Below are 11975 nucleotides of genomic sequence, written 5' to 3' on the forward strand. Positions count from 1 at the left end.
TAAGTATTTTATGAATGTAAATTTGAATTTTTATTCAATTAGATGAATATTAACACGTAATTTTGCATTTGAAAAGATATTTTTCCAATATAAAAATATTCAGAAAACATTCGTTATTCATTAATAAAATCCCCCCAGAATTTCCTATATTAATATTTTACCCAAAAAAAGTACCCCTATTAAAAAGAGGTACTTGGTTTTACATTTCCTTTATTTACAATTGGATAAAAATTCACTTTTTATGTTTTCTAGCGCTTCTTTATCGATAATTAAGTCAAACCCTGTATAAGCCAGAGCTAGGACGCCGCTGGCAAGAATCCGATGGGAGTTGTCAGTAATGGTTGTATCGGCAAATTCCGTTGTATGCGCAACAAGTCCTGGGGAATCTAAACCAATATAAGGGTGAATGGCCGGGACGACATGGCTGACATTCCCCATATCAATTGAGCCGTACGACTCCTTCGCCTTCTTGACTTCCTTAATGCCCGCCGAGAATAGATTTTTTGTAAAAAGCCCTGATAGGGTTTGATTGGTAACCATATTATCATAGCTTAATTCATAATTATCGATTTGGACTTCCGCACCTGTCATAAGCGCAGCACCGTTTGCGATATTTTTTACCTTTTCAACGACCTCATTTAAATAGCTGCGGTTGCCTGCGCGAACATAGAATTGGGCTACAGCCTTATCGGGTACAATATTGGCCGCAACGCCGCCTTCTTTAATAATTCCATGGATCCGGACATCAGATGTCACATGCTGACGAAGGGCATTGATTCCATTGAATAATTGAAGCACTGCATCAAGGGCATTAATCCCTTTTTCAGGAGATGCGGCTGCATGGCTTGATTTTCCCCGGAAATCAAATTGAATCGCATCCATTGCCAATGAACCCCCGCTCTCATACGATTCATCAGCAGGATGGAGGATCATGGCCGCATCAATATCCGCAAAAATCCCTTGTTCCGCCATTGGAACCTTTGCACCATTCGTTTCTTCCGCCGGAGTTCCCAGTACCACGATTCGTCCGCCAATTTCATCGACCACTTTACTTAGAAGAACCCCGGCCCCTGCACTCATCGTTCCAATCATATTGTGGCCGCACCCATGTCCAACACCGGGTAATGCATCATATTCTGATAAATAAGCAATCGAAGGCCCAGCCTTTTTACTGTCATACACCGCTTTAAAGGCTGTTGGGCGGCCAACAATCCCTTTTTCAACAGTAAATCCATGCTCTTCAAGAAAACCAACTAAGAGCTCCATCGACTCAAATTCTTGGTCTCCTAATTCGGGGTGATGATACAAGTGATCACTAATTTCCCATAATCTATGCTGCAAGAATTCTAATTCTTTTTTTAACTGATCTTTCATCGTAAAAACCCCCTTTGTCGTGTACATATATTTTGAAACCTACCGCAGCGAATTTCAAGTTCCAAGGAACTTACTTTTTATCTAAAGCTAAACTTATTTGCCGTCTTTAGAGCGAATCGGACCGATTTCCGATTTAATGTCCCCTGCAATTTCTTAATGGTTCGATCTTTTTCACTGAGCTTTGTTTGAAGTTCTTTCAACCTTTCATCTTTATTGGCAGATTCCAGCAGATAAAGGTTTTCCCATCGTTCTGTAATTTCTTGCAAATCACAGCTGCTAATTGGCGAAATAGGCGGGAGGGGCTGAATCTCCGCTAATTTCTCATCCAAAGGAACTCTAGCAGGTGTGTGATTATCTTTATAAATATGTTCCAGGTTATTTTTATTTAGAAAGCTGATGAATTTATCAAAATTTCCTGCTTGTGTTTTAATAGGCGCTTTAAAATCACTTTTTTCAATTAAATCGCTCAGTCTTGTTTTACTTGTAATTTCATTTGCATTCACATGTGTTAAATTATGGTACTCAGCTAATTCTCTCATTCTAGCGTCTTTTGGAATTAAAATGCTAGGCGTTCCGGCAATGGTTGCGGCAATATTCCCGTGAAGCCTGGCCCCGAAACTTAAATCGGCTTGCTTTAAAAAATCTAACCAAGTAGATACATTTAAAAAGAAACGTACTCTATTGTTCATATAAGTTGGATGTGAAATCGCCACTGGGTAATTTTTGCTCGATCCAGCTATAGCAGGCGCCCCGGCAAAAGTAAGCCTCATTTCCTTCAACCATTGTGGAATAAAATAATGGTTAGGAAAATCCTCCATACCTCTTGTAATAAAATCAAGTACATTCTTTGGAGAAAGGCGGGATGAATTAACACAAACCATTGAATCGGTTGTGATATTCGTTTCACGTATCTGTAATTCTCTGCCAAAGGCATACATGGAAGGGCAACCAATAACCGTATGGTCTATATTTTCGCGAAAACCTAATTTTGATAGATATTGAGAGGTAATTTCGCCTCTGACACCAATCATTGCTGACTTTTCCAGTACAGCACTAACAAACGCTTTGACATCCTCATCAAAAGGGAAGCTCTCATTTAGCTTTGGTTCAAATGGAGCACGCAAACCAACACCAATCACCACAACTGGGATCGTTAGTTTTTTGATTAATTTCGTATATTTGCGTAAGGATGGAACAAAGTCATTTCGGAAGGCATCAGCCAATGGAATAATGTAACAACTATACTTTTCATTGATTTCATCAGCCTTATCCGGGTCAATATCATAATAATCCGGTGTAATCATCGTTTCTTCTGTCATTAATGTACGGAACACACTAAAGGCATAAACGAGATTCCCTACGTTTCCGCCGATGGAATTATTCACAATCATATGTGGTGCATCAAATGTATCAAGTGGCGATATGCCCGATCTGATTAGAATCTCTTTCATTATAAAAAACTTACCCCTTAAATTAATTTTTTATTAAAATACCATTAAATGCTACCATAGGATAAGTTAAGAAACCATTAAGAACCACTATTTGGCATTAAAAAGAGAAAAAAGCCCTAACTCATTTGCAGAGTTAAGGCTTTATCGATTAAATAATCCGTGCTGTTACAATTCCTTCGATTTGGTTAATTTTCTCTTCTATCGCAGGAAGAATATCACTGTTTACTTCGTTATCAATATCAATCATTGTATAAGCATAGTCACCACGGCTTCTATTTACCATGTCAGCGATGTTCAAATCATAGCTTGAAATGGCAGAAGTTATTTGTCCAACCATGTTCGGAACATTACGATGGAAAGCTGTTACTCGTGTCTTTCCAGTGTATGGTAAAGATGCATTTGGAAAGTTCACAGAGTTCTTAATGTTTCCAGTCTCCAAAAATTCTTTCACCTGGCGTGATGCCATAATCGCACAGTTTTCTTCTGATTCCTGTGTCGATGCACCTAGATGCGGGATGGCAATGGTATTTTTCATTTGCAATACATTTTCATTCGGGAAGTCTGTGATGTACTCGCCAACGATTCCATCTTCAAGCGCAACCGCCATATCCACTTCATTTACCAGCTCACCGCGGGAGAAGTTCAAAATGTGCACACCCGGCTTCATGATGCTAAATGTCTCTTTATTAAACATTCCCTTTGTATCAGGAGTAAATGGCACATGTACAGTGATATAATCAGATTCCGCGAATAACTGTTCAATTGACATAGCACGCTGTACATTGCGGGATAGGTTCCAAGCCGTATCTACAGAAATGAACGGATCAAAGCCGATGACATCCATATCTAAATCAAGTGCATCATTTGCTACAAGCGCACCGATTGCACCTAATCCAATGACACCTAAAGTTTTTCCTTTAATTTCTTTTCCAACAAATTGCTTCTTTCCTGCTTCCACCAGCTTCGGAATTTGATTACCTTCAACTTCTAACCCCTTTGTCCAAGCAATACCAGCAAAAAGATTACGAGATGAAGCAATTAAAGAGGTTAGAACCATTTCTTTTACTGCGTTTGCATTGGCACCAGGAGTATTAAAAACGACAATTCCTTGTTCCGTACATTTATCAACCGGAATATTATTAACCCCTGCGCCTGCACGAGCAATCGCCTTTAATTGATCGCCGAATTCTAATGAATGCATATTGAAGCTTCGAACTACAACGGCATCCGGATTTTCATTTTCATTGTCGATTGTAAAAGAATCCTTATTGAAAACTTTTAGCCCGCTTTCTGCGATTGCATTTAAAGTTTTAATCGTTTTTATTTTTTCTACAGTTACAGTGCTCATTTTTAATTTCGCCTCTTTTTTTTTATTAGATTTAAAATCTTATAGACTATTATAAATAATCAAAAATATTCACGCTAGTCAACAGTTATTTCCTTTTTATCTCCCCCTAATAAACAGAAAGAGGCAAGGGGTATATTCCCTTACCTCTGCCCAGGCGAACGGCTGTCGATACTATGTGCTCCCTCACGGTTCTCCGCGCTTCGCCAGTTACACATAGCCTTTTTATTTCTTCCATTTTATCAAGTTCTCTTTAAACCTTCAACTAAAAAATTCTTAAATTTAAAAAATTTCGATTTTACCAGTTATAGTTCCTTTTCCCAGTTTGAAATTTCCTCACGAACACGTGGCGCCACTTCTGTCCCTAACAGCTCGATGGCTTTCATGACATCTTCATGCGGCATGGTTCCAACCGGCGTATGGAGCATAAAACGTGTGATTCCCACATGTTTGCGAAGATGAATAATCTTTTCAGCAACAGTTTTTGAATCGCCTACGTACAGTGCCCCTTCAAAGCTTCTTGCAGCATCAAAGCTCGCCCGGCTGTAATGCCCCCAGCCGCGTTCTCGCCCAAGCACGTTCATTGCTTGCTGGGTCGATGGGAAGAATTTATCTGCTGCCATTTCTGTAGTCTCAGCAATAAATCCATGAGAATGGGACGCAACAGGAAGCTTCGATACATCATGACCGGCCTTCTCAGCAGCTCTTTTATAAAGCTTTACAAGCGGTGCAAATTGCAGCGGGCTTCCACCAATAATGGCGAGAACGAGCGGCAGTCCGAGCATACCAGCGCGAACAACAGATTGCGAATTCCCCCCGCTGCCTATCCATACTGGTAAGGGATCTTGAACAGGACATGGATACACCCCTAAATTATGTATGGCTGGTCGATGTCCGCCATACCAAGTTACTTTTTCAGATTCGCGTATTCTCAATAATAACTCCAACTTTTCTTCAAACAGTTCATCATAGTCTTTTAAATCATAACCAAACAGGGGAAATGATTCGATGAAAGAACCCCGGCCCGCCATAATTTCTGCCCGCCCGTTTGAAATCGCATCTAGCGTAGCAAAGTCCTGGAAAACACGTACCGGGTCCGCTGAAGATAACACCGTAACGGCACTTGTCAGCCGTATCCGTTTTGTCTGTGAAGCTGCAGCAGCCAGCACGACGGCAGGGGAAGAAGCCGCATAATCTTTCCGGTGATGTTCACCGACTCCAAAAACATCCAGTCCAACCTGATCGGCTAGGACAATCTCCTCAACTACTTCACGTATACGTTGGGCATGGCTGATTACCTCACCTGTTTGAACGTCCGGAGTTGTTTCCACAAACGTGCTCAAACCTATCTCCAATGATAATTCCTCCTCATTCATCTGATCCTTTCCTCCACTATATCGTAAAATTAATCCTTGTCGCCATCCGAATGCTTATCCATTTCAAGCTGCACTATGCCTTAAAACCTTCCTAATTTTTTGTTATCTCTTTGGTATTTATACCCTTTTTGAAATTATCCAAATTAATTTTAAAAAAGTTTATTTTGAATCGAACCGCTTTCGCCATTCCTTCGTTTCTTTTAATGTAAAGAATGATTTTGGAGGAGGAAGAATAAAGCATGAAAAAGTGGAGTTGGTTATTCTCATTTCTTTTATTAGCAGGGGGCCTTTTAGTTGGATGTAGCACTGAAAAAAAAGACAAAGAGGCGAGTACCCAGGTCAAGGTGGCCGCAAGTCAACCTGCCACGGCTTTGAAGGTTATGGATAATAAAAAGGCGGGGGAATATCTTGCAGATTCTAAAGGCATGGCACTTTACTACTTCGCCAAGGATGAGCCCAATATAACAAACTGTAAAGGCGAATGTCTTCAAAACTGGCCTGCCTTTTATTCAGATCACTTCGAGGTTCCTAAAGGGTTTAATAAAAGAGATTTTGGCACGATTCATCGCGATGACACTGGTAAAAACCAAGTAACCTATAAGGGCTACCCGCTTTACTACTTTGTAAAAGATAAAGCTTCAGGCGATGTTAACGGGCAAGGAGTAAAAGGTGTTTGGTTCCTTGTTAATAGTACTACTGCATTGGCACCCTAATTCATATTACTAAAGAACTGTTCTTTTGCAGCGGTTCTTTTTTTCGCTCAACTTTATTTATTTTTATTTTATACTGAATAGATAGAATTTTAAAAAAGGAGGAGCGTTTGGAATTGAAATCGAAAACAGATGAGGAACTAATTGAATTAATTATCCAGAATCATCGCTCTGCACTTGAAGAATTGTATGACCGTTATGTAAAACTTGTTTATAGTTTTTCTTTAAAAATGACAAAAGGTGATGCGGAGGAAACAAAGGAAATTGTCCAGCAAGTATTTCTTCGGCTATGGACAACAAAAAGTACATACAACTCGAAACAAGGGAAATTTGCCAATTGGCTTCTCACGATTACCCGAAATATCGCAATTGACCTCATTCGAAAAAAACAAAAACAATCAGGAATGGTTCGACTAGAGCCTCATGAATGGATGCAGATGTATGACCGAGAAATAGAGGATGTATCCCAGCAAGTCTCGAGAAATCTTTTAAAGCAAGAAATTCAAGAAGCAAAACGGCTTCTTTCTGAACCACAGAAGCGTCTTATTAACTTATTATATTGGGAAGGGTACTCCTTAAGTGAGATTGCCAAGCTGGAGAAAAAACCTCTCGGCACTATTAAAAGTCGCCTGCATCAAACCTTAAAAAAACTGCGGAATTTATTTGAAGAAGAAACAGGAGGGGTTCGTCATGGAAAATAAATGTGACAATCTGTCTTTATACATCATTGATGAACTGACTGAATATGAAAAACATCAATTTGAGCGTCATCTTAAAACATGTCTCAACTGTCAGAATGAAGTAGACTCCCTGCAAAACACATGGCAGAGGCTTTCGTACGATTTCAAAGAAGTGGACGTTCCAAAATCACTTAAATCAGAAGTCATGGACTTTATTTTTCATGAAAGTGAACCACAAACGCAAGATATGAAAGATAAAAAACAACCCTTCTTTAACCTCTTAGCAAAGCAATTTTCACCATTATCCTTTGGTATTACCGCCTTTTTAGTTATAGGTTTAATCGGTATTTTATGGAGTAATTTTCATTTAAGGAACACGATTACTGCATTAGAAAACAAAGTAATTTCTCCTTCACAAATTGTTAGAACCTATCACTTAAAAGGGCAGGATTTAGCTTCTTCCGCAAACGGTATCGCCTATCTCCTTCAAGAAGGCCGGAATACAAGCCTCGTCATTGAGTTAACCAATATGCCAATGGCGAGAAATGAGGAAGTGTATCAGGTTTGGCTGTTAAAGAATGGTACTCGTCAAAATGCTGGTACTTTAAAGCCTGATCAGAACGGCAATGGCATAATTTCCTACCGCCTGCCGGAAAATTATTTATTTGATGATATTGGCATTACATTAGAACCGAGTCCGCATAATACACAACCTAAAGGTGAAAAAGTAATGGGAACTTCCTAGGAACCGGCCATCTAAATAATCAGGACATGGGGTACAAATTCCATGTCCTGGTTCACATGAATCCTATTTTTTATTATTCATGGCGCTATCCGGCCTTTCACGAGGAGTAAAATTAATGATGAAATACCCAATGATTAGGATTAAAATGATGAAAGCATAAAATAAAGAGTTTACTGGATGTTCATGATCAACAATAATGATTCTTACCATTGCCGTTATGCCAATATAGATAAAATATCGAATCGGGAAATGGTATTCTTCTTTAAAGTATTTTACAATCATCGAAATAAACTCAAAATATAAAAAGAAAATTAGGATATTGGCAAGGAAAATTTTAAAGTCATTATTGCCTCCCTCAACTAAAATCTGAATAAAAATAATTAACTCCTTAACTAGCAAAATAGATAAAATAATTCCTAGTAAGACGAGGGACATATTTAAAAATAGTTGAAGAATCTTTGGAATCAAGCACAAAATCGTAGTTTCACCGTTTTTTATCTTAAACATCCATACCTTCCTCTCAATTCAATCAGACAACTTGCCTTTTTGACCTTCTATATCTTAGAAATTTCCACCCTAGTAAAATTATAAATTATCAAAATATTAAATTATGTTATTTTATAGTAAAATTTACGTAATAATTATTAAAGTCAGTATAAATTTAACAAAATCATAGTTGATTAATTTTGGAGGTAAACGGATAAATGCATCTTTGTTTACGCTTATTCGGCAGTCTTTTACTATGGGGATGTATGGCCATTATCTTAATTTTAGTGATTTTATTGCCTCGGGAAACAGAATCCCATCGGGTAGGTGTTAAGGATGTCATGTCTTACCATTTTACTTGGGATGGTTATAAACAAAATATTTATGATTATGTTGAAGGAGTAAAAACAAAGAAAAGCCTCGGAACAACGGTGTTTAATCAGCCAGTCGAAACAGAACTTCTCCTTTATTTTAAAAGAAGCATTGCCATTCTCCTTCCAGCATTTTTGCTTAGTATCATGATTGGAATCTATAAAGGTGTCTTCGATTATCGGTTTCAAAATAATAAAATAGGGCGATTATTTGGAAGAGGATCTACTTGGCTAGGGCAGGCTGTTCCTGACTTTTTCCTCATTTTCCTTTTTCAGGCCCTCTTATCTCTCGCCATAAGCCACAGCCTTCTTCCAAGAGTAGACCTATACGGAAATGACAAATGGTACAGTATCTTTCTTCCCATCCTATTTTTAAGCATGTATCCAGCATTTATTATCGCCAAATACACCTTTCAAGCATTAGAAGAGGAAGATGAAAAGGATTATATAAAGACAGCAAAAGCAAAAGGGGTCCCGGACCGAGTGATCCTTTGGAGGCATATCCTAAAAAACTGCTATCCTAAACTGCTTCAGCATTTTATGCCGATTGTCTTAATCTTATTTTCCGGAATGTTTGTCGTAGAATTTTTAACCCTGTATCACGGGATTGGTTATCGGTTAATCGCAGCCATCCATATTAAAAATAAGTTTATGGCAGGGGAGGCTTTCCCGATTGATGTACCTGCCGTCATCGGCTTTAGCTTATTAATCATGGTTCTTTTATTATTTGCACAATGGATTCACCAGCTCCTTGAGTTCTTTCTTAATCCCAAAAGGGGGGAAAGATTATAATGCGGAAAATACCTTCATTGTGGATTGGTCTGATCGGCTGTAGTATTTTTGCCATCATTTTTATGTTTGGCCCCTATCTGCCCAATGTTGATAAAAAGGTTACTCCTCATACATATGTGGTCGGTCCTGAAAGCAATCTGGATTTTATCCTCCCTCCCTTTGCCCCAAATAAGGAATTCTTGTTGGGCTCTGATAAATCCGGCAGGGATATCTATAGTGCTCTCATTATGGGAACGCGCGGGACCTTAACGATTGTCTTTACGATTTCATTAATTACATTTTTATTTGCCATTCCTTTTGGTGTGGCTTCTGCCCATTTGACCTTTTTCAGGGTGCTTTTACAGGCGTGGAATTATTTGTTTTCAAGGATACCTGTCTTTTTTTACTTTATTATCGTGTCAACGATTCCATTTTTTATCCTTTCTCCTCACCGCACTATTTGGATGATTAGCTTTCTTATTCTATTTGAATTAGGAAAGGTAGGGGAGGTTGTCTACAAAGGGGTCTTACTGATTCAAAAAGAAACCTATTACGAGGCTGGAATTGTGGTGGGTTCGAAACCATTCGGACTATGGAAACAATATTATTGGCCCGGCTGCTATCCTCAGTGCGTTGCCTACTTTGTACAGCATTTAGGGAGCATGCTATTTTTGCTAGGCCAGCTTGGAATCTTTGGAATTTTTATCTCCCAGAACCTTGTCCAACAAATCAACGGCGCTTACCTAATCGATAACACAGCAATGATCTGGCCGATGTTTTTATTTGATGTCCTAATCGATTTTGATGCTTTTCCATGGGTCCCTCTATTTAGCTCATTATTTATTACCCTATCCATGTTATCCTTTGTTTCATTAGGTGAGGGGATACTAGAATATCATTCGAGAAAACACAAGGGATTAATTGTCCAAAGGAAGCCGTTCTTACCGCGGTTCAGGAGGGAAACGGTGGATATAAAAGGATAGAATGGATCGCCGCCGTTCTACAGTATTACGCTGTTTAGCTGCTATCAATGCAAACTTACGATTACTTTTATAAACATAAGAAAAAGCATCTATATAGATGCTTTTTCTAACCGTTTTAAACTGATACCGTTTCTTTTTCTAAATCACGTAACTCTTTCTGTAAATCTCTTTCATTGTCAATAGATGAACGGCCATCGCTTAGACCAAGCATCCACGCTGTAAAACTATTAATTTCGTGGAAGAGCTCTGGGTTTTCCACTAGTGACTTTCCATAAGATGGAATCATTTCTTTTATTTTTGGTTCCCACGCTTTTAGATGTTGCGGGAAGCATTTTTTTATTACCTCAAGCATAACGTGAACGGCAGTAGAGGCACCCGGAGAAGCACCAAGGAGTGCAGCGACCGAACCATCAGCGGCACTAACCACTTCCGTACCAAATTGAAGTGTCCCTTTACCGCCAGCTTCAGTATCTTTTATAACTTGTACACGTTGACCCGCTACTACAATATCCCAATCTTCACTTTTCGCATTCGGAATAAATTCCCGTAACTCTTCGATCCGTTGTTCTTTCGATAACATCAGTTGCTGGATCAAGTATTTTGTCAATGGAATGTTTTTTGCACCTGCCGCTAACATCGTGAAGACATTATTCGGTTTTACCGTACTTAATAAATCCATGTTTGAACCAGTTTTTAAGAACTTTGGTGAGAAGCCGGCAAACGGTCCAAATAGTAATGATTTTTTATTTTCGATAAATCGAGTATCAAGATGCGGCACAGACATTGGAGGAGCGCCAACCTTAGCCTTGCCGTATACTTTTGCATGATGCTGATTTACTACCTCCGGATTGTTACATACCAGGAATAATCCGCTTACCGGGAATCCTCCAATATGTTTACTTTCAGGAATACCCGTTTTTTGCAGTAGAGGTAAAGAACCGCCACCGCCGCCAACAAAGATAAATTTTGCCGTATGGCGTTCAACTTCGCCATTAGCATTACGTACTTTCAATTCCCATGAGCCGTCGCTAGTACGTTTAATATCATTTACCTGATGGTTGTATTTAATATCAACGTTTTGATTCTTTAAGTGATCAAACAATATGCGGGTTAAAGCACCAAAGTTGACATCCGTTCCAGAGTCGATTTTAGTGGCCGCGATTGCTTCCTGCGATGTACGGCCTTCCATAATAAGTGGAATCCATTCCATTAATTTCTCCGGATCCTCAGAAAATTCCATCCCTTCGAACAGTGGAATGTGTGAAAGCGCTTGAAAACGTTTTTTCAAGAACTCTACATTTTCTTCCCCTTGTACTAAACTCATATGAGGCAATGGCATGATAAAGTCATGCGGATTATCTATGAGATTTTTATTTACAAGATAGGACCAAAACTGTCTTGAAAGCTGGAACTGTTCATTTATTCTGATTGCTTTGCTAATATCTATTGATCCGTCTGGTTTTTCAACAGTGTAGTTAAGCTCACACAGAGCGGCGTGCCCTGTTCCTGCATTATTCCACTCGTTAGAGCTTTCCTCTCCCGCTTTGTCGAGCTTTTCAAACACTGTAATCTTCCAGTCCGGTACTAATTCTTTCAAAAGTGTCCCCAAAGTAGCGCTCATAATTCCGGCACCAATTAAGATAACGTCTGTATTAGTTTGTTTGTTACTCATTATTACCGTCC

11 protein-coding genes and 1 riboswitch are annotated in these 11975 nt (G+C 39.0%); of the genes, 5 read left to right on the plus strand and 6 right to left on the minus strand.

The features are described from left to right. Window positions 1-210: 210 nt before the first annotated feature. The 4 genes from RCG21_RS02285 to RCG21_RS02300 all read right to left on the minus strand — a co-directional run bounded on the left by RCG21_RS02285 (window position 211) and on the right by RCG21_RS02300 (window position 5525). Complete coding sequence (locus tag RCG21_RS02285) at window positions 211-1374, minus strand: M20 family metallopeptidase (protein WP_308912870.1); 1164 nt, start codon at window positions 1372-1374, stop codon at window positions 211-213. Window positions 1375-1451: 77 nt separating this feature from the next. Next, the gene (locus RCG21_RS02290; protein WP_133332826.1) at window positions 1452-2825 is read right to left on the minus strand and encodes a polysaccharide pyruvyl transferase family protein; all 1374 of its coding nucleotides are present in this window, start codon (window positions 2823-2825) and stop codon (window positions 1452-1454) included. A gap of 148 nt (window positions 2826-2973) precedes the next feature. Then, the gene (locus tag RCG21_RS02295) at window positions 2974-4173 is read right to left on the minus strand and encodes a phosphoglycerate dehydrogenase (protein WP_133332825.1); all 1200 of its coding nucleotides are present in this window, start codon (window positions 4171-4173) and stop codon (window positions 2974-2976) included. Between the two features lie 141 nt (window positions 4174-4314). Beyond that, a riboswitch (ZMP/ZTP riboswitch) is annotated at window positions 4315-4394 on the minus strand. Between the two features lie 81 nt (window positions 4395-4475). Further along, window positions 4476-5525 (minus strand): LLM class flavin-dependent oxidoreductase, encoded by a 1050-nt coding sequence (locus RCG21_RS02300; protein WP_308912871.1) that lies wholly within the window; start codon window positions 5523-5525, stop codon window positions 4476-4478. 260 nt (window positions 5526-5785) lie between these two features. Here RCG21_RS02300 and RCG21_RS02305 point away from each other — a divergent pair, with 260 nt between their 5' ends. The 3 genes from RCG21_RS02305 (at window position 5786) to RCG21_RS02315 (ending at window position 7681) form a co-directional block, all read left to right on the plus strand. Next, the gene (locus RCG21_RS02305) at window positions 5786-6259 is read left to right on the plus strand and encodes a COG4315 family predicted lipoprotein (protein ID WP_133332824.1); all 474 of its coding nucleotides are present in this window, start codon (window positions 5786-5788) and stop codon (window positions 6257-6259) included. A gap of 113 nt (window positions 6260-6372) precedes the next feature. Then, complete coding sequence (locus RCG21_RS02310; RefSeq protein ID WP_133332823.1) at window positions 6373-6957, plus strand: RNA polymerase sigma factor; 585 nt, start codon at window positions 6373-6375, stop codon at window positions 6955-6957. Further along, window positions 6947-7681 carry an anti-sigma factor gene (locus tag RCG21_RS02315; protein ID WP_133332822.1) on the plus strand — a complete coding sequence of 245 codons (735 nt, stop codon included), beginning with the start codon at window positions 6947-6949 and terminating at the stop codon, window positions 7679-7681. The genes RCG21_RS02310 and RCG21_RS02315 overlap by 11 nt, the downstream gene beginning before the upstream one ends. 63 nt (window positions 7682-7744) lie before the next feature. On the opposite strand, the gene psiE is transcribed toward RCG21_RS02315, so the two are convergent. Further along, on the minus strand, window positions 7745-8188 hold the full coding sequence (gene psiE, locus RCG21_RS02320; RefSeq protein ID WP_133332821.1) for a phosphate-starvation-inducible protein PsiE: 444 nt from the start codon (window positions 8186-8188) through the stop codon (window positions 7745-7747). 197 nt (window positions 8189-8385) lie between these two features. Between psiE and RCG21_RS02325 the strand changes: the two genes are divergently transcribed. Both RCG21_RS02325 and RCG21_RS02330 read left to right on the plus strand, forming a co-directional pair. Next, window positions 8386-9330: an ABC transporter permease subunit gene (locus RCG21_RS02325; RefSeq protein WP_133332820.1), complete on the plus strand. Its 945-nt coding sequence runs from the start codon at window positions 8386-8388 to the stop codon at window positions 9328-9330. Beyond that, window positions 9330-10292 (plus strand): hypothetical protein, encoded by a 963-nt coding sequence (locus RCG21_RS02330; RefSeq protein WP_308912872.1) that lies wholly within the window; start codon window positions 9330-9332, stop codon window positions 10290-10292. The genes RCG21_RS02325 and RCG21_RS02330 overlap by 1 nt, the downstream gene beginning before the upstream one ends. Window positions 10293-10407: 115 nt before the next feature. On the opposite strand, the gene RCG21_RS02335 is transcribed toward RCG21_RS02330, so the two are convergent. Further along, entirely contained in the window at window positions 10408-11964 is a 1557-nt protein-coding gene (locus RCG21_RS02335; protein ID WP_133332818.1) for a malate:quinone oxidoreductase, read from the minus strand. Window positions 11965-11975: the final 11 nt, after the last annotated feature.

The organism is Bacillus salipaludis (genome assembly GCF_030938565.1).
GTDB lineage: Bacteria > Bacillota > Bacilli > Bacillales > Cytobacillaceae > Neobacillus > Neobacillus salipaludis_A.